Source organism: Vibrio agarivorans, assembly GCF_030409635.1.
GTDB lineage: Bacteria > Pseudomonadota > Gammaproteobacteria > Enterobacterales > Vibrionaceae > Vibrio > Vibrio agarivorans.
Genome location: NZ_JAUFQF010000004.1, coordinates 2152516 through 2171274, shown reverse-complemented (window position 1 = coordinate 2171274; position 18759 = coordinate 2152516). Strand labels below are relative to the sequence as shown.

Sequence of the window (18759 nt, the reverse complement as noted above, 5' to 3'; positions counted from 1 at the left end):
TATGGTTCTGCAGGTGAGTGATACATCAAACAATCACATATCAAGCAACAGCTCTCAGCCCTCACAAGGAGAAATCTGGCTACTTCTAGACAGTTTCACCTTTGGGGGAATAGAGACCCACGTTGTTGAACTTGCTCATGGACTAATTCAATTTGAACAACCTGTTCGAGTCGTGTTACTCACTCAGTTCGATACCCCATCAGCGATTATCGACAAGCTTACTCAAGCAAAAATTCCCTACAGCTACTTATATCAACTTGCCCAAGCAAATCCATCGAGACAGGTTTGGGCGCTAATGAAGCTGTGCTTTAACGCCTGTCAACAATGGCAACCCAAAGTGCTACACGCTCACGGGTATAAGGCAAACCTCATCAGCAAACTGTGCTCTGGCTCAACGCGCCAAGTCGCTACCTTTCATTCAGGTGAAACACCCACAGGCGCAGTGCGCCTCTATGACTGGCTTGATCGCTACAGTGCATGTCTTTCTAGTCATAACTTTACCGTCAGCCCTCAAATTGCAGACAAGATTCCCTATCGCACCCAAACTTTGAATAACTTTGTTAATACGCAAAACCTAAAGCCCTCTGCGGGTAAACGTATCGCGTTTGTCGGCCGTTTAAGTCACGAAAAAGGGCCTGATACTTTTATTGAAATCGCTCAAGCCCTACCCGAACATCATTTTTACCTTTATGGGGATGGCGACATGATGGATGAATTAAAAAGTGTTACCCCAAACAACGTAACCTTTGAGGGGTTCCAGGCGGATATGACAAAGGTGTGGCCGCAGATCGGATTACTACTTATCACCTCACGCTATGAAGGCTTACCAATGACTGCGCTTGAGGCAATGGCTCGAGAAATTCCGGTCATCAGTTTTGCTGTCGGTGCGGTGGAATCCTTGATTCAGCATGAACATAATGGCTGGATCGCACGCAATCAAGACGACATCATTCATTATATCGAGCAGTGGCACTCTATCGAGCAACATTGTCGCCAAACGTTGACAAGCAACGCTGCAAAAACCATCACTGAGTACTACTCAACACAATCTGTCATTCCTCAACTCATTGAATCTTATCAATAGGGAAAATTAGCTATAGTTTTGCCTATCCTAACGACAAAATTTGTTCGTTAGACTCCTTCCCCTTTTTATCCGTTAATGCGCACTCCGAAATGAGCCCTATCTGTTTCGGAAACGGGTTGCTCCCAACCCCATTTTACTTCTGTCCCTACAATTTAAAATATAAGTTAGGGGTTATTTTTCTCTGATTGTTTTGTGAGATTCGCGATGAAAAGCAATGCATCTCAACTCGACCAAATCCGAGCTGATTACAATGTTCATTACTGGAGCCAAGGCTTCTACGGCATCAACGACTATGGCGAAATGTATGCGTCACCGACGACAAATCGTGACCATCAAATACCGTTTAGCACAATTGAAAAAGAACTAGAATCTAAGCAGATTAACTTGCCTGTATTGGTTCGTTTTCCGCAGATTATTCACCAGCGTGTAAATAGTATTTGTCAGGCGTTTAATCAGGCAATCGAAGAGTATCAATACCCGAATAACTACCTGTTGGTTTATCCAATTAAAGTAAACCAACAAAAAGAAGTCGTGGATGAGATTCTTGCAAGCCAAGCGTCTCTTGAGCATAAGCAACTCGGCTTAGAAGCAGGCAGCAAACCTGAACTTCTTGCGGTATTAGCGCTCGCACAACAAGCGAGCTCAGTAATTGTCTGCAATGGTTACAAAGACCGTGAATACATCAGACTGGCTTTAACCGGTGAAAAGCTGGGCCATAGAGTGTTCATTGTTCTGGAAAAACTTTCAGAGCTTGACATTGTACTCGAAGAAGCGAAAAACCTTGGTGTACCACCTCGTCTGGGTATTCGTATTCGTCTGGCGTCTCAAGGTGCGGGTAAATGGCAGGCAAGCGGTGGTGAAAAATCAAAATTTGGTCTTTCTGCATCCCAAGTATTAACTGTAATCGAGCGATTAAGAACACTGAACCTACTCGATAGAATGCAGCTTGTGCATTTCCATTTAGGTTCACAAATGGCCAACATTCGTGACGTTAGAAACGGAGTGAACGAGTCTGCTCGTTTTTACTGTGAGCTGCGTAAACTCGGTGCGGCGATTGATTACTTTGACGTTGGAGGCGGGCTGGCTGTCGACTACGATGGTACTCGCAGTCAATCTTCGAACTCAATGAACTACGGCTTAGCAGAATACGCTCGTAACGTTGTTAGCAGTGTCGGTGACGTGTGCGTTGAATATAGCGAGCCCATGCCAGTAATTATCTCTGAGTCTGGTCGCTCACTCACAGCGCACCATGCAGTATTGATTTCGAACGTGATTGGCACAGAATCATACCAGCCAGAAGTGATTGAAGAGCTAGAAACAGACGCGCCAGTGCTGCTGCAAAACATGTGGCGCAACTGGCAAAACTTACAAGATGGGACTGACGCTCGCGCGCTAATTGAGATTTACAACGACACTCAAAGTGATCTGTCGGAAGTGCACTCTCAATTTTCAATGGGCTTGTTGAGCCTACAGCAAAGAGCTTGGGCAGAAACGCTTTCATTGAGAATTTACTATGAGTTGAATCGACAGATGAGTGCGAAAAACCGCTTTCATCGACCGATTATTGATGAGTTGAACGAACGTTTGGCCGATAAGTTCTTTGTTAACTTTTCGCTATTCCAATCACTGCCTGATGCATGGGGTATTGATCAAGTTTTCCCTGTCATGCCGCTATCTGGACTAGGACAAGCCGACGAACGTCGCGCTGTCATGCTGGATATAACATGTGATTCTGACGGGGTGATTAACCACTATGTTGATGGTCAAGGTATTGAAAAAACTCTACCAGTACCAGCATGGAGCCAAGATAAGCCTTATCTAATGGGGTTCTTCTTGGTCGGTGCTTACCAAGAGATCTTAGGCGACATGCACAATCTATTTGGTGATACACACAGTGCGGTGGTGAATGTTGATGAGCATGGCCAATTTGAGGTAAGCAACATCAACCCAGGTGACAGTGTTGAAGATATGATGCGCTACGTGCATATCGATGTAGATAAAATCCGTGAAAACTATCGTGCGCTAGTAAGCCAACGAGTTGATGCACATGAGCAAGCACTGGTGCTTGCTGAGCTTGAGCAAGGCCTCACAGGCTACACCTATTTAGAGGATTATTAACATGAATGATTTGTTCTCAAAAACTGATTATTCACTGTACTCAAATTCGATGTCTTTTGTTCGTCGACCTACGGTACAAAACCCGGTAGATGCAAGTGCAGATGTGGTGGTTCTTGGACTGCCACTCGATCTCGCGACTTCAGGCCGCTCTGGCGCACGCTTGGGCCCTGATGCGATTCGCCGCGCGTCAGTGAATCTCGCGTGGGAAGGTAAGAAATACCCTTGGGACTTTAATCTGTTTGAAAAAGTCAAAGTGGTTGACGCTGGTGACTTAGTATTTGATGCCGGTGATGCCGAAGATTTTACGTACCGTTTAGAAAACGCGGCTAGCGAAATTATCCGTAGCGGTAAGACACTTCTTGGTTTGGGGGGCGATCACTTTGTCACTCTTCCGATATTGCGTGCTCATGCAAAACAGTACGGTGAAATGGCACTGATTCACTTTGATGCGCACACCGATACGTATGCGAACGGCAGCACATACGACCATGGAACCATGTTCTACCATGCGCCGAAAGAAGGGTTAATTTCTGCCAAGCACTCGATTCAGATTGGCATTCGCACAGAATACAATAAAGAAGATCATGCTTTTAATGTGATTGACGCGATGAGAGCCAACGACTTGGGTGTTGACGATATTGTCGCGCGAATCAAGGAGACCGTGGGTGATAAACCCGTTTACGTTACCTTCGATATCGACTGTCTTGACCCAGCATTTGCACCAGGAACCGGTACACCTGTGATTGGCGGCCTAAACTCCGATAAGGTGATGAAGATCCTGCGTCAATTGGTTGGGCTGAATATTGTTGGAATGGATGTGGTTGAGGTTGCCCCTGCTTATGACCAAAGTGACATTACTGCATTGGCTGGCGCGACAATCGCGTTGGAAATGCTCTACCTATGGGCTGCTGGTAAGTCACTAAACAAGTAATCCATGATCCTGTTGTTAAAGCCACCCTATCTCAATTTGAGAAAGGGTGGCTTTTTTGCATTCTGATTTAGAGACAAAAAGCATCTCAAAATAAGAATCCCTCTGCCCTTTTGCTATTTTTATCATTCTCATTTTGACAAAAACAACCACCAAAGACACGTAAGGCACTGATTAATAAATAATTATTCTAATTGGCATTGTCTTTGCTCTCTCCTTAGTAACTCACAAATAACAAGCACGGTTAGTAGCGGCTTACAGAGATGCTTATCAGCATCACGAGGAGAACACTATGAATAAGAAAATCCAACTCCTTATTGTTCATTATGGCGATAATTGGATCCGAGGCAGCGAAGTATGCCTAATGAACATGATTGAATCTCTTGATGACCGTTATGAACCCGTTGTGTGGACAAATAATCCTGCACTAGCAAACTACGCAAACGCTAACCAGATCCGTGTAGAGGAAACCGAGTTTCCAACCTTAGTCTCGCTTTATTCTGGTCAAAGAAAATTAGACTGGAGCGAATGGTGCGTACTTTATAACAAAGCGCGTTATCTCATCCGCAAATATCACATCAACTTAATTCATGTAAATAGCGGAGCGCCTTGCCAATGGATGTCAATGGCAGCACGCACAACGCATACCCCAATGGTCGCTCAATTACATTGTGAATATAACCTTCATGACCGTTTTACTTTAGGTCTGCATGCCGTGCCTAATATCATTACTGTTAGTCACGCGGTGAGTCAGTCTTTACTTGATGAAGGTTATGGTAAACATCGCTTGCACGTCATTCATAATGGCGTACCTGCTCAAAATGCTGACGATATCGAGACTCTAGACATCCGACAACAACTAGGCATCAACCCCGAGGCCAAAATCATTCTCAGCATTGGTTCACTGATCGAGCGCAAAGGCTTTGACCGCCTTATCTCTAGCCTTTTTCACCTACGAGCACAACACATTGACTGCCACTTAGTCATCATTGGTGGCGGAGAGAACCTAGTGCTACTTGAGCAATTTGCTGATGCCATTCACATGCAAGACTACGTTCACCTCGTCGGTGAGCAAGACAATGTCGCTTCATGGTTACATGGCGGGGCTGACATGTTTATCAGTGGTGCGCGCAGTGAAGCGTTTGGTTTAGTTATCGTCGAAGCTGCTCTCGCAGGTTTACCGGTTATCGCACCTGCTACTGGCGGCATTGTCGAAGTGGTTAAAGATCGTGAGACGGGCTTGTTGTATCCCAATACCAAAGACGCCGTTGATCACATCACTCATCTTGCTAGCTCTATTATTTATGACCCTGACTATGGTCAAGAGCTTGCGACTGCTGCAAAAGCTTTTGCAGAACGTCACTTCTCAGTGGAAAACAATGTCTCTCACATTGAAGCAGTCTATGAACGAGTGCTTATGCAGCCGAATCAACATCGAACTATATTTGGCGTTATTGCACGCTGCCTACGCCCTATCAAGACGCTCTTTCGCAAACATGTCGTTGCACGTTTTTTAAATCGAGGAGCGAGCTATGAAAACTGTTAATCAACAACATGTCATTGTCTACGATCCTATCCCATTCCATGGAGGCTCAAAAGTCGCAACGCTCAACGCAATGGAGCAGGCCGATGAGAATATCCACTTTCATGTGATCTCTTCTCATCCTAAGAGCTGGGCGCTCAAAGAGACGGTAGTCAATGTCAACCTATCGATCAGTGTGTCTCAGCTGCCTTTACCACAGTCCCTAGCGAGGCATACTCAAGGGGCACTTTACTGGTTAAAACAGTGTTATCTGCTTATGATGCTGGTGATCTATACGCTGGCGTTGTGTACACGCTACTGGCAGCTACCGAGCAAAATTATTTTAGCATCTGGCCCGGGTGTTGATCTCGCGGGCTACCTACTCGCTTTTGTAATTCGCCTGCCTGCCGTGCAGCTTGTTCATGGCCCCGTTGGTAAAAGCCGAGCATCAAAATGGTGCTTGTCTCAAGGCCATCCAACCTTCTATCTTGAGTCTGCAAAACCATCACTAATCACAACGTTAGCAACACCATTCGCAGAGCTACCTAAGCATTTTCATCCGTTTGTCAATGGTATACCGCGCTCCCAATGGCCAACAGACAGACATGAGAACAAAGATTGGCACCACCCAACTGTATTTTGGGCAGCATCACTTTTGAAATGGAAAGGACTCGACTTACTCGTAAATTCGTTACAGCGTCACGAACTTAGTCAGCACCTACACAGCACCATTTGCTATATCAAGCCCGAAAAAACATCAGCAGAGGTATGCCAAGCCCCTGTCGCGCTTGAAAACAGTCACTGGCATCGCTCCCCCTCGCAACTCGATGAGCTCAGAGCAGCTAGCGATATATACGTATCCACTAGTCAATACGAACCTTTTGGCTTGTCAACTTTGGAGGCGTTAGCAGCAGGGCTGATTGTGGTGATCCCCGCTGATGGTGCCTACTGGGATCACAAACTTCAACACGGGTTCACATGTTTCAAATATCGCCAGAATGATGCAGATAGCTTGAACCAAATTCTTGAACACATATGCCGAAATCTCAGTACCTGCCAAAAAGTCGGTAAAAATGGTCAGAAAATTGCAAACCAGTATAAAGCCAGCGACACCTATCGTGATATCGCCCAAGCAATGCAAGGTAACGTCACCAACCACAGGTCGCACAAACTGGGAGAATTGTAATGTCAGCAAGCAAATCAGCAACGGGCCGTTTAGCTACACTCTTTCACTCGCAAACGGGTGCTATGGCGAGCTATGCCGTAGCACTGTTCTTCATGAAAGGCCTGTCGCTCATCATGCTGCCTATCATCACGCGCTACCTTGCCCCAAATGAAATGGGCCAACTCGAGATATTGGCCGTCACTGGTGCGTTAATGGGCATTCTCTTCTCCGTCGCCTTGCACGAAGCGCTATACCGTTTTGCGGGCGAGGCCAAAGGCAGTGAACAAAAACATATTGCTAACCAACTGTTTACTCTTACATTTCTATTCTCGTTTATCGCGGGTCTCTTTTTCTTGGTACTTATCGCAACAAGTGAGTGGCCAACAGAGTGGGAACTAGAGAAAAAACCTGTTCTTATTTTGTTCGGCTCTTTGACCATCGAGGGCGCATTGGCCATGTCACTGGCATGGCTCAGAATGCAAGACCGAGCACGTATTTTCAGTTTGATTTGCATAATGACAAGCACACTGCAAGTCACTTTAGTTCTTATCAGCATCGATCTCGGATATGGTATTGAGGGTGTACTGGCTTCCGGATTTATCGCCCACCTTTTGCAATTGGTTTGGGTGGTAAAAACCAGTCAGTTACGTTTTCAGTTACCGCCAGCACTTTTCATTAAAACGTCGTTGCGATACACGGCTCCAATTATGCTCTCTGGTTTGTGTGCATTTGGGCTCAACGGCGCAGAGCGTTGGTTTATTCTTGAAGGTGAGTCATTCACCACTCTCGGCCACTATGCGATTGCGGCTAAGTTTGCTTTAGCAATGTGTATCCTAGTGCAACCTTTTGGGATGTGGTGGATGCCCAAGCGTTTTGCGATGCTCGATTCAAACCCAGAAAATGCGACTAGAATTACTGAAAAAGGTATCGCATACATTTGTTTACTGGCTCTTAGCATCAGTTTGTTTGGACAGTGGGCACTGGAATTTATACTGACCGATACCTATACGCCAGCGTCACAGTTGCTAATAGGAGCCCTGTTCATGGTATTAGGGAAAGAGGTCTGCGAGCTCGTCAATTTAGGGCTTTTGAAGCAGAAGAAAACCAGCACGTTATTCTATATTAACCTAGTTACAGCCTGCGCTGCACTGCTTTGCCTCGCGCTCACTTATCAATTTGGGATTTGGAGTATCATCATTACTATCGGTGCGGCTCAACTCCTAAGAGCCGGCTCAATTTTCTATTTCAGCCAGCGTAATTTTCCTATGCCATATAGGATTCATAGGGTGGGATTTATGATACTAGCAACCTTGGTTGGCATGTATCTCCTACATCAACTTGAGTCTGTGCTTAGCCTAATTGTGGTTTGGTTTATCTCCTGTGCTAGTGTCCTTTGGGTTGTTGCACCCAGAGTTAATGCTCATCTAAACCTCTTTTCAAGACCGAGCAGCAAATCGCTATGAATCACTCATTGTTCACGCCTGCCCCCCTTTTAACGCTGCTCTTTATTTTCATAGTGGGCGCAGCATGGATATTAGTGCCGCACCCTGCGCTTGTTATTGTTCTGTGCGCGCTACCCATCGCTATTTTGGTCGTGATTCGTCACCTTTTTTGGTTCGTGATACTTTTCGTTGTGTTCTCTTTTTTCCGAATACACGAAGTGATTCCACAGCTTATGCCGTTCAAGCTCCCATTGTTGCTATCACTCGGAGCACTGGCATCACTGTGCTGGCACGCCTTTATCAGTCGCACCCTACCTCTCTATTGGCATCATTCAATGAAGTGGTTAGTAATATTTTGGGTACTGGTCGCTGTCGGGCTTGTGTTTGCCTCAAATCGTGGCATTGCCATTACGTCGTTCAAATCGGTGTACTGGAAAATCATTATTATGACGTTGGCAATTATCTGGATCGTTAACAACAAAGAGCAGCTTTCTCAAACATGCTGGCTTATCGTCTGGGCGGGCTTGCTGGTGGCAGGAGTCGCGATTTATAACGCACAAGCTGGCATCGGTTTAGTAGAGGGTTCACGCGTCACTATCGGGCGCAACATTGGTTCAATGCTCGGAGACCCGAACGATCTTGCGCTCGTACTGCTGTTTCCACTCGCATTCTCGGTCAGTTTCTTATTCAATACCCGTTTAGGGCTTGCTCCAAGAGCGTTTGGTTTGTTAGTCGCCGCCTCTCTGTCACTTGCTATTATCGAAACCCAAAGCCGTGGTGGTCTGCTAGGCATGCTTACAGTGTATGGCGTTTTTATGCAGCAATCGATCAAATCGAAAACCTTGCTGGCTTTTATTGCCGTCGCCGGTATCGCGTTTCTGTATGTTGCAGCTGGTATTTCTGACCGTGCTTCCGGAGGCGCAGCAGAAGAAGGGATTGATGCCTCTGCAATGGGGCGTATCTACGCATGGGAAGCGGCCGCTCGCATGGCACTGGGTAATCCCCTAACGGGAGTTGGCCTAAATAACTTCTACTTCAATTATTATTTTTACAGCTCTCATTGGGACGGGCTCAACCATGCTGTCCACAGTACGTGGTTTGGTGTTTTGGCTGAAACCGGTATCTTAGGGCTGATTATTTTTGTCACACTGATTGTATCACTCGCCAGAACCGCCAAGCAGTCCCTCAACTTGCTCAATCAACAACAATCCCCCTCTCCTTATTTAGTCTCTGCAGCCAAGGCCGTGTTCGCAGGCTTAATGGGGACGATTGTCTCAGGTACCTTCCTCACTCAAGGCTTTGTTTGGCCCATTTATATCCTCGCTGCGCTCATCATTTCCATCTCAACCATCGTTCAAAAAGATTCTCAGAATGAGAAAACAAATTAACGTTAATATAAATAACTGAAAATTAAACGTATTTTTATTGGCACACAATATGAAACGTCCTTAGTAATCCGGGAGTTTTTGGATTCCAAATTGAGAACAGCTTTTCAATTTGCGTCCGACACCCGTTCCATAACACATAGAGGACGTGACGATGAATTATGCCCCAGTAATGCAACTCAAACGTTGGCTGAAAGAGAGCGACAGCCCTACAGCACAAAAAATGTTTCACCTCGCGAAAACGCTGCGTGTTTGTGATATTCGCTATCCAAAAGTCGTCAATCAAGCGCTGTACACACTGTACACTGCCGGACGAGACAGCTGGAGCAACCTCATTAGGGTTCTTATCCAAACCCCAGCATTTCGTGGACGCTGCACCCATTGTGGTGACAAGCTGTATCTGTATGCCGGTATGCCCTTTATCTCGGGCCCACTCAACATTGATGTGGGCAACGATTGTCGAATCTCCGGTCAAACTACGTTTTCTGCAAGTGGTCATTGCCACTCACCGACACTGCAGATCGGCAACAATGTCGGGATAGGTTGGCAAACGACTATTGCGGTGGGTACCAAGGTCATCATCGAAGACAACGTAAGAATCGCGGGACGCGCTAACCTCTTTGGCTATTCTGGCCACCCTCTTGATGCCCAGCGCCGTGCTGCTGGAGAACCCGACGATATTGATCAAATCGGCGATATCGTTCTGAAAAAAGACTGTTGGTTAGCCACCAATGTGATTGTCAAAGCGGGTGTCACCATTGGTGAAGGAGCGATTATCGCCGCAGGCAGTGTCGTGACCCAAGACATCCCCCCTTACGTTATTGCAGGTGGAACGCCAGCCAAGGTGATAAAAACTCTAGAGCCAAGCTCTATGCAAGAGGAGGCTCATTATGCGTGATCTCATCGTATTCGGCGAAGATTTTGGTGGTCTTCCGTCTAGCACACAGCACTTGATCTCTAACCTGAACAAAGAGCGCAAGGTGCTTTGGGTCAACTCTATTGGTCTGCGTAAACCTCGCTTGTGCGTGAACGACGCGAAACGTGTCGTTGATAAAGCACTTGGAAAAGGTAAGCAAGATTTTGTCCACTCATCCGCTAAAGTGGCAACGCCTGACAACATTAAAGTGGTCAACCTACGTACCATTCCGGCTCCCAAGCACACTTGGGAACGCCAACTGGCTAAAACCATGATGCTGACACAATTAAAGCCACTGCTTGAGAAATATCGGATTGAAAATCCCATTTTATGGTCTTCTCTGCCTACAGCGGCTGACTTATGTGGAAGTTTGAATGAAGCTGCAGTTGTCTACTACTGTGGTGATGACTTCAACTCACTCGCCGGGGTTGACCACGACACAGTAAGTGAACATGAAACCCATATGGCGCAGCAAGCGAATATTATTCTTGCAGCTAGTCAAAATATCAGTGGTAAGTTCCCACAAAGCAAAACTCACGTTCTGCGTCACGGTGTGGATTATAACCGTTTCACAACGCCAGTAGAGCGTGCTACTGATTTACCTCAGGGCAAACCTATTGCTGGGTTTTACGGCAGTTTATCCGAGTGGCTTGATTACGACATGATCAATGCTGCAGCAAAGGCACTGCCTGGATGGAACTTCGTATTTATCGGAAAAAATGAGCTACGCTACAATCCGCTGGCTGATTTACCCAATATTCACGTGCTTGGACCTAAGCCTCACTATGAGTTGCCAAAATATAGTCAACATTGGGACGTAAGCCTACTACCCTTTAAAGATAACGAACAAATTCGTGCCTGTAGCCCGTTGAAGCTACTCGAATATATCGCTACTGGAAAACCTGTTATCAACACACCCTTTCCTGCAGCTAAAACTTATGAAAACCAGTTGAATCAAGTGAATAGTACCGACGAGTTCATCACTGCGCTGCGTCAGTATCCTCGCCTGGTTCAAACTCGACCCGGGACGGTAGAGTCAGAAAGCTGGGCATCTCGCGCCTTGTTTGTTGATTGGTTATTGGAGCTACTATGACGCAGTTAAAGTTAAGAATTAGCAACATAATATTGGCAGGATGGCGCCGCCGTTGGGTAATCGTATTACCCATGCTCATCTTGCCTATCATTGCGCTAGGTGTTTCTAAACTTGCCCCGCTAAAATACACCTCACACACCAGTATGCTGATACAAGAAACAGCGAAAATGAATCCATTCTTGGAAGATATCGCGGTTTCTACCATGCTGAACGATCGGCTCAATGCGGTTAAAACCCTGTTAAAGAGCCGACACATACTCACTATGGTCGCAGAGGAGCGCGGCCTGATTAATGAAAACAGTTCCCCTTCGGATAAAGACCGAGTGATTGGTAAAATTGCTGCAAATTTGACTGTCAGTCAAATGGGAAAAGATTTACTGAAGATCCAATACACAGCCGATTCACCAGAGGGAATGAAAGAGCTGTTAGAGTCAATCAGTGAACACTTTGTCGAGCAGATTCTCGCACCTGAGCGCTCCTCTATTCGCGATTCTAGTACTTTTTTATCGCAGCACATCGATGAACGTTTTTCTGAGCTACAGCAAGCAGAGCAGCGATTAGCGGACTATACCAACCAAAACTCTGCATTGACGCCAGAGCTGCAAAGCCAAAGCTACGCGCGTATTGCCTCACTCAAACAAACCCTAGCAGAAAAAGAAGCGCAATTATTTGGGCTCGAGAAAGGCTTGGGCTCGTTAGACCAACAACTGTCTCAAACCAACCCTGTCGTTGGGCGAATTGAAGAACAAATTATCGAAATTCGCAGCGAGCTAACATTACTGCAAGCTAAATACACCGACAATCACAGTGCGGTGCAAGCAAAAAAACGCGAACTTGAACGTCTGGAGCTAGAAAGAGAGACACTTCTTCAAACTCAACAACCTAGTCTCAACACTGAACAGCTTTGGGATATGGCAAGCAGCCAAAACCTTCAGTCTTCCAGCTCTGTTCAGCCTCTATTGATGACACAGTTACAAAGCCTACAAGAAGCACGCGGAAAATACGAAGCATTGAAAGAAGAGACGTCTCGCATGCGTTCGATGATCATTGAACTTGAAGAACGCACCCGCAGTTTCGGGGATGACGTCAAAGAGATCTATCGCTTACAGCGAGATGTCGAACTTAAGCGTGACCTATATGAAGAGTTACTACAGCGCTATGAAATGGCTGAGCTAACGGGATCACTCGGCGAGTTTGAGGAGGATAAACGTGTAAAAGTGATCGATTTGCCCTACACCCCGAGCACGCCATCTAACTTACCTACTATTATTTTTGTTATCGCTGGACTGTTCGGCGGGATTGCTATGGGTATTGGCATCTCAATCATCATTGAGTTGTTCGATTCGACTATTCGCAACGCCTCTGACATTGAGAATCTAACCGATATTCCTGTCATTACCTCACTTCCTAAATTTCCAAACCCTCACGCGCAAATTCATTCTCAAATTGAAAAAAACTAATCAAACCGATCTCAAATCACTACAAATCAATAATTTAAAAACTGGCACGTACCATGCTTAGTCTCTTGTAGCAACGTCTTAAAAGAAACTAGAGTCGACACAGGAGGCTAGCATGGGAAGCGGCTATAACAGAAAAACCATCTTTCACATCGTTCAACACTTGGCACCGGGCGGACTTGAAAGCCTAGCGCTCGACTTCATTACTTTTGCCGATGACAATACCGATGTTTATGTTGTAAGCCTTGAGGGAACGAAAGTCCGCTCCACAGTCATGTGGCCAAAGCTTGCACAGTTTGAACAAAAACTTGTGTACTTAAATAAAGAGCCGGGCTTTCAGTACGAGGTTATCGAAACACTGATTGCGCTGTTCAGAAGCTGCAAAGCAGATGTCGTTCATACCCATCACATTGGTCCGCTACTCTACGGTGGTATCGCTGCTAAACGAGCTGGTGTTCCCGTTCGAGTTCACACCGAGCATGATGTCTGGCATCTAGCAAACACAAAAAACCGCATCATGGAGTCGCTGCTTCTAAAGTATGTCCAACCAAAACTGGTTGCGGATGCACATCATGTTGGGCAACAGCTCAGCGATCTCTTCGGCTACTCTGAGCTTTCCACAATTCAAAACGGCATTGATGTTTCCCGCTTTACTCAGGGTTCTAAAGACAAAGCGCGTGAGAAGTTTGATATTCCCAGTAATGCGTTAGTGATTGGCAGCGCAGGTCGCCTTGAAACCGTAAAGGGGCATGATGTTCTCATTAAAGCAATGCGATATGTACCGAACAACATCCGCCTAGTCATTGCTGGTGATGGGTCGCAAAAACAAGCGCTGCAAAACATCATAGATACCCTACAGCTCAATGACCGCATCACGTTATTAGGTCGCATCGACGATATGACGAGCTTTTATCAATCTCTTGACTTGTTCTGTCTGCCATCACGGTCTGAAGGTTTCCCGCTCTCCTCGCTTGAAGCTCAATCCTGTGGTATTCCCACCGCAGTCACAGACGTTGGTTCATCCAAAGAAACCCTTTGCCCTCACAGTGGTGTTTTAATTAAACCCAATCGCATCATGGCAATGGCTTGTGCTCTAAGCCGCAGTGCGAAAAGTCTCACTAATGTATCCCCCCGACAGCATATTGTTGATAACAACGACATAAGAAAAATGGTCAGCAAATATGAAATGCTTGCATTTAAAGGAGAAATAGCATGAGTAATTTTGAATGGATTTGGCTAGCCATCTTTATCACCAGCAGCTTTCTGATTGTTTACCACCACGTTGGCTATCCGTGGTTGCTTAAGATGTATTTGAAGTACCGTACGCGAAAAATCAAGAAAGGGAATGAACGTCGCTTTGAGTTTAACCACTCAGACTACTTCCGTCCGAGCATTACGGTCATTGTCCCCGCCTACAACGAAGAAGCGTGGATTGCTCAGAAGATTCGTAATCTTGCTATGGTTGATTACCCACGTGACAAACTTCGTGTTGAGATCTACTGCGATGGCTGTACTGACAACACGGTCGATATTGCTCAACAAACCATTCAAGAAGCCACCTGTGCTGACACCTTATTTATCATTCATGATTGCAAGCAAAACCGTGGTAAGGTCGCTGTGATCAATGAGGCGATGAACTCTGTCGAAACTGACTTGACCACATTTAGTGACGTCTCAGCCATCACCTCTATCGATGCCCTTCTCATTGCGGAGCGTCATTTTGAGAACCCAGATGTAGGTGTGGTCAATGGCCAATATGTGTTGTATGAATCTGGCTCTGCTGGTGAAGAAAAGTATTGGAAATATCAGTGTGATATGAAGTTTGCTGAAGCGAAAATGGCGACAGCCATTGGAGCACACGGCGCATTCTACATATTCCGCACCGCACTCTTCACTCCACTGGGCACAAGTATCATCAATGACGACTTCATCATACCCATGGAGATCGTCAGTCGCGGTTACGAAGCAGTGTACGACAACAATGTGATTGCAACCGAGATGGAGCCCACTGACCTTTCAGATGACTTCTCTCGCAGATTGAGAATCTCTGCGGGAAATATGCAACAAGCGATGTTCTTGGGGAAACTTTTCCACCCGCGCTTTCGTCGTGTCGCCTTTGCCTTCTTTTCTGGTAAAGGCCTACGCCTACTTACGCCTTACCTTATGTTAGCAACGTTTATTAGTAGCATCATGCTGATGGACAACCCTCTCTTTTTTGGCATGGTGCTTGCTCAATCATTGATATATGCAGTTGGGATAGCCTGCTGGCTGTTCCCAGCGGTGACAAACATCAAAACATTCCAGTTAATTCACTATGTATTGATGGGTCATACTGCCAATTTAATTGGTGGAATCAGGTATTTAGTTAATCGATGCCGAGCTTAAACGTCAGATTCGCAATTTGAGGAAAAGGATTATGTACACACTAACAAACAACAAGACATCAGTAAGTTTCACCAAACGTAGCTTTGACGTTTTAGGATCCGTTGTTGGCTTAATACTGTTCCTCCCCCTTTTCCCTATAATTGCCCTAGCAATTATCGCTACATCAAAGGGGCCCGTTTTCTACAAGCAAACGCGTGTTGGAAAAAGTACACCAGAGCATATGGCGCTGTTTGAAATCATCAAATTCAGAACCATGTACCAAGATGCCGAAGCGAAAAGTGGTGCGGCATGGGCGACAGATAATGACCCTAGAATCACTCCGGTCGGTCATTTTCTTCGCAAAACACGTTTAGATGAAATACCACAACTGATTAATGTACTGAAAGGCGAGATGTCGTTGATCGGCCCGCGTCCTGAGCGACCAGTGTTCTACACAACACTCGAAAGAGAAATCCCATTCTTTGCAGACAGAACCTATGGTGTTCTGCCCGGTATCACAGGCCTAGCCCAAGTTAACCAAGGCTATGACACCAGCATCGAGGATGTGCGCTCTAAAGTCGGTTACGACCATAGCTACGCATTATCTCAAAGCAGTTTCAAAAGCTGGCTGAAAACCGACATGTCGATTCTCCTGCGCACTATCGTTGTGATGGTCGACGGCAGAGGCAAATAAAATTTGGAAATGAGAAAATTACTTCTAGTTTATTGTTGTCGGTTTCATGATTGTTCCTGAGCATTATACGTTTTCGCCCAAGCCCTGCTTGGGCATTTTTTTGTCTTGCATTTAGTGATTCATTTTCATTCTCAATTTGACAAACTCACCACTGTTCAACCCCCTAAATCTGTCATTTATCCAAATCAATGCCTCACTTTACTGGCACGTAATTCGCTTGTACCTAGTTTAGTTTGCAATACATCGAAATGGAGCAAGGTGCTATGAGTGAAGAAGAAACCGTTATATCGAGTAAACTCTACCAAACGCTAGTACTAACAAGTTTATTACTCTTCAACCACCAAACTTATGCCGCAGACATAAAAGCCTGCCCTAATGAAGCGTTTGCAATAAGCGCACAAGGTGAGCTCATTGCGATAGAGTTGGTGAGTGGCAAAACGACTGTTCTAAAGGAGCCGTCAGAGCACACCCGTTCAATAGATGCACTCGCGATCCATCAAGGAAAACTCATTGGCTTTGACTCTTCACGCCATGCTTTGACTCTTTTTGATGTGAATTTAAAGCCCACGTACATCACGATCGAAGACTTTGAGATGCAAACGGGTATTATCGCTGGTGAACAAGTGAGTGGTCGTTACTTCCTCTATGCTTCGTCATTGGGTTTGGTCGAGCTTACGATTCCTCAACAAATAACCCAGGCAGTTAGCTACACAACGATCAATCACTCAAGTGAGTTTACATTTCGAGATATGGCCTTTAATCCTCATGACCAACACCTTTATGCCATTGATGACCGTTCTAACTATTTATATCAGATTGACGTGAACACGGGGCATATTCAATTTCTGGCTACACTTAGTTCTGAACATTCACTACAAGCAAATTATTTCGATGAGTACGGGTACCTATATGCCAGTGAAAGTGATAACTCCACTATCTATAAAATCAACATCAATTCAGAGACGGCGAACCTAGACATTGAGCGCTTTGCTGATTCTAATCATGACGCTCCGATTCGTGATGGCGCAAGATGTGCAGAGGCCCCACTTCACCCCGCCATAGCCAACACCGACTTTGGTGATGCGCCCAACAGCTATCAGACAAGGTTAGACAGTAATGGCCCAAGACACGAGTTTGATGGTCATACATACCTTGGAAGTACTCAACCTGATAGTGAACATGATGCGATAACGGGTGCCCTTAGAGATGAGCACCATCAACTAAATGATGAAGACGGCCTAAGGTTCGTTACATCAATTGAGCCGGGCAAAGATGCCATTGTTCAAGTCGAGGCGTCGACTGCGGGTATTCTCACCGCATGGTTTGACTGGAACCAAGATGGCGATTTTAAAGATGATAATGAGCATGTAATTCAAGACTTATCATTGCAAGCTGGTACACAAGCCGTTACCTTCTCTGTTCATGACAGTGCACTAACAGGGCAAACATGGTCTCGTTTTCGCTTTAGTCAACAAGAAGAACTCAACTATTCCGGCGGTGCCTATTCAGGCGAAGTAGAAGATCACCAAGTCTCCGTCACCACTTCAGAGCAAACGGTACGCTACTTCCCTAGCCCCAATGGGTTCCTAACATTGGCCTATGAAGACTATTGGCCGTATACGGCTGATTTTGATATGAATGACGTAGTGATGTATTACCGTATCACAGAGTTTTATCAGCAAGACAGGCTAACCAAAACCTATATTGAAGGCCGTCTCGCTGCTTTAGGGGCAGACTATCGCAATGGATTCGCTGTTCGCCTTCAAGGTCTCGACAAGCACGATATTGATGACAGCAACTCATTCTTAATCTACAACGATGAAGTTCAACCAAGCAATGGGTTGGAACTTGATAGTCAAGAAGCTATTTTTATCATCGCAGATGATCTTAAAACGATCGCAAATACCCAATGCCCTTATTTCCGCACAGACAATGCCTGCCAAGAAAACGAAGTATTTAGTTTCAAATTGATAATAAACTTAAATGCGGATGCAGATATCTCATCACTGTCTGGCATCCCTTACGATCCCTTCATTTTTGCTACACCGGGATATTATCACGGTGAGGCTCTTCCCCTGCACCCTGGTCGCACTTGGGAAGTTCACCTCCCCGACCAGTCGCCAACCGAGAAATTTAATGCCGCGGCCATGTTTGGGTTGGGCGATGATGACAGTCAATCCGCGCAAGGGAAATTCTTTAAAAGTGACAACAACCTTCCTTGGGCAATGCTCATTACCGATGAATGGAAATGGCCGGCTGAGCGTAAAGACCCAGTGATGGCTTACCCTGCATTTGTTGAATATGCTCAAAGCGGAGGTTTGCTTAAAAAGGATTGGTACAAATCACCTCAGTCAGAGGCTATTTATCAGCGTTAAATAAGAACTCATATTAACAAAGCCTTCTTTGAAACAAAGAAGGCTTTTTTGTATCCCGCTCGTGATTCTCAGAATGAGAAAACTCATTGGCTGTTTTTCAAATAAACACGACTTTCCCTTTCTCATTTTGAGAAAAAACCAAAAACCAGAACAAAAACCATTAAATTCAAAGGTATAAAAACTGGCACAGTATTCGCTATCTCTTAGTTATGTAAC

General features: G+C 45.6%; 14 protein-coding genes. All 14 read left to right on the top strand.

All coding sequences use genetic code 11. The annotated features are described in order from the left end of the window. The first annotated feature begins 13 nt into the window (after nt 1–13). The 14 genes from QWZ05_RS18540 (at nt 14) to QWZ05_RS18475 (ending at nt 18543) form a co-directional block, all read left to right on the top strand. On the top strand, nt 14–1084 hold the full coding sequence (locus tag QWZ05_RS18540; protein WP_290299974.1) for a glycosyltransferase: 1071 nt from the start codon (nt 14–16) through the stop codon (nt 1082–1084). A 204-nt stretch (nt 1085–1288) separates the two neighbouring features. Then, nucleotides 1289–3202, top strand: coding sequence for an arginine decarboxylase (gene speA / locus QWZ05_RS18535; protein WP_290299973.1), 1914 nt, complete (start codon nt 1289–1291; stop codon nt 3200–3202). Nucleotide 3203: 1 nt separating this feature from the next. Continuing rightward, complete coding sequence (gene speB / locus QWZ05_RS18530) at nt 3204–4133, top strand: agmatinase (protein ID WP_290299972.1); 930 nt, start codon at nt 3204–3206, stop codon at nt 4131–4133. Nucleotides 4134–4422: 289 nt separating this feature from the next. After that, the gene (locus QWZ05_RS18525) at nt 4423–5676 is read left to right on the top strand and encodes a glycosyltransferase (RefSeq protein ID WP_290299970.1); all 1254 of its coding nucleotides are present in this window, start codon (nt 4423–4425) and stop codon (nt 5674–5676) included. Then, nucleotides 5663–6838: a glycosyltransferase family 4 protein gene (locus QWZ05_RS18520; RefSeq protein WP_264877247.1), complete on the top strand. Its 1176-nt coding sequence runs from the start codon at nt 5663–5665 to the stop codon at nt 6836–6838. Before QWZ05_RS18525 ends, QWZ05_RS18520 begins: the two co-directional genes overlap by 14 nt. After that, nucleotides 6838–8280, top strand: coding sequence for a lipopolysaccharide biosynthesis protein (locus tag QWZ05_RS18515; RefSeq protein ID WP_290299967.1), 1443 nt, complete (start codon nt 6838–6840; stop codon nt 8278–8280). Before QWZ05_RS18520 ends, QWZ05_RS18515 begins: the two co-directional genes overlap by 1 nt. Then, nucleotides 8277–9647: an O-antigen ligase family protein gene (locus QWZ05_RS18510; protein ID WP_290299965.1), complete on the top strand. Its 1371-nt coding sequence runs from the start codon at nt 8277–8279 to the stop codon at nt 9645–9647. Before QWZ05_RS18515 ends, QWZ05_RS18510 begins: the two co-directional genes overlap by 4 nt. Nucleotides 9648–9798: 151 nt before the next feature. Further along, nucleotides 9799–10542, top strand: coding sequence for an acyltransferase (locus tag QWZ05_RS18505; protein WP_290299964.1), 744 nt, complete (start codon nt 9799–9801; stop codon nt 10540–10542). Then, the gene (locus QWZ05_RS18500; RefSeq protein ID WP_264877243.1) at nt 10535–11653 is read left to right on the top strand and encodes a glycosyltransferase; all 1119 of its coding nucleotides are present in this window, start codon (nt 10535–10537) and stop codon (nt 11651–11653) included. The genes QWZ05_RS18505 and QWZ05_RS18500 overlap by 8 nt, the downstream gene beginning before the upstream one ends. Further along, a complete protein-coding gene (locus QWZ05_RS18495; protein ID WP_264877242.1) occupies nt 11650–13113 on the top strand; it encodes a GumC family protein in 1464 nt (487 codons plus the stop codon). Before QWZ05_RS18500 ends, QWZ05_RS18495 begins: the two co-directional genes overlap by 4 nt. Nucleotides 13114–13225: 112 nt before the next feature. Further along, nucleotides 13226–14326: a glycosyltransferase gene (locus QWZ05_RS18490; RefSeq protein ID WP_290299961.1), complete on the top strand. Its 1101-nt coding sequence runs from the start codon at nt 13226–13228 to the stop codon at nt 14324–14326. Then, nucleotides 14323–15495 (top strand): glycosyltransferase family 2 protein, encoded by a 1173-nt coding sequence (locus QWZ05_RS18485; protein ID WP_264877240.1) that lies wholly within the window; start codon nt 14323–14325, stop codon nt 15493–15495. Before QWZ05_RS18490 ends, QWZ05_RS18485 begins: the two co-directional genes overlap by 4 nt. Nucleotides 15496–15526: 31 nt before the next feature. Continuing rightward, nucleotides 15527–16168 (top strand): sugar transferase, encoded by a 642-nt coding sequence (locus tag QWZ05_RS18480; protein ID WP_290299957.1) that lies wholly within the window; start codon nt 15527–15529, stop codon nt 16166–16168. Between the two features lie 263 nt (nt 16169–16431). Continuing rightward, nucleotides 16432–18543, top strand: a complete 2112-nt coding sequence (locus QWZ05_RS18475; RefSeq protein WP_290299956.1) for an LruC domain-containing protein — start codon at nt 16432–16434, stop codon at nt 18541–18543. The last annotated feature ends 216 nt before the right edge of the window (nt 18544–18759 follow it).

Bases quoted from the DNA above. Each gene is read 5' to 3' on its own strand.
- QWZ05_RS18515 (WP_290299967.1), top strand. From the start codon at position 6,838: ATGTCAGCAAGCAAATCAGCAACGGGCCGTTTAGCTACACTCTTTCAC.
- QWZ05_RS18480 (WP_290299957.1), top strand. From the start codon at position 15,527: ATGTACACACTAACAAACAACAAGACATCAGTAAGTTTCACCAAACGT.
- QWZ05_RS18520 (WP_264877247.1), top strand. From the start codon at position 5,663: ATGAAAACTGTTAATCAACAACATGTCATTGTCTACGATCCTATCCCA.
- speB (WP_290299972.1), top strand. From the start codon at position 3,204: ATGAATGATTTGTTCTCAAAAACTGATTATTCACTGTACTCAAATTCG.
- QWZ05_RS18500 (WP_264877243.1), top strand. From the start codon at position 10,535: ATGCGTGATCTCATCGTATTCGGCGAAGATTTTGGTGGTCTTCCGTCT.
- QWZ05_RS18525 (WP_290299970.1), top strand. From the start codon at position 4,423: ATGAATAAGAAAATCCAACTCCTTATTGTTCATTATGGCGATAATTGG.
- QWZ05_RS18490 (WP_290299961.1), top strand. From the start codon at position 13,226: ATGGGAAGCGGCTATAACAGAAAAACCATCTTTCACATCGTTCAACAC.
- QWZ05_RS18475 (WP_290299956.1), top strand. From the start codon at position 16,432: ATGAGTGAAGAAGAAACCGTTATATCGAGTAAACTCTACCAAACGCTA.
- QWZ05_RS18505 (WP_290299964.1), top strand. From the start codon at position 9,799: ATGAATTATGCCCCAGTAATGCAACTCAAACGTTGGCTGAAAGAGAGC.
- speA (WP_290299973.1), top strand. From the start codon at position 1,289: ATGAAAAGCAATGCATCTCAACTCGACCAAATCCGAGCTGATTACAAT.
- QWZ05_RS18510 (WP_290299965.1), top strand. From the start codon at position 8,277: ATGAATCACTCATTGTTCACGCCTGCCCCCCTTTTAACGCTGCTCTTT.
- QWZ05_RS18485 (WP_264877240.1), top strand. From the start codon at position 14,323: ATGAGTAATTTTGAATGGATTTGGCTAGCCATCTTTATCACCAGCAGC.
- QWZ05_RS18495 (WP_264877242.1), top strand. From the start codon at position 11,650: ATGACGCAGTTAAAGTTAAGAATTAGCAACATAATATTGGCAGGATGG.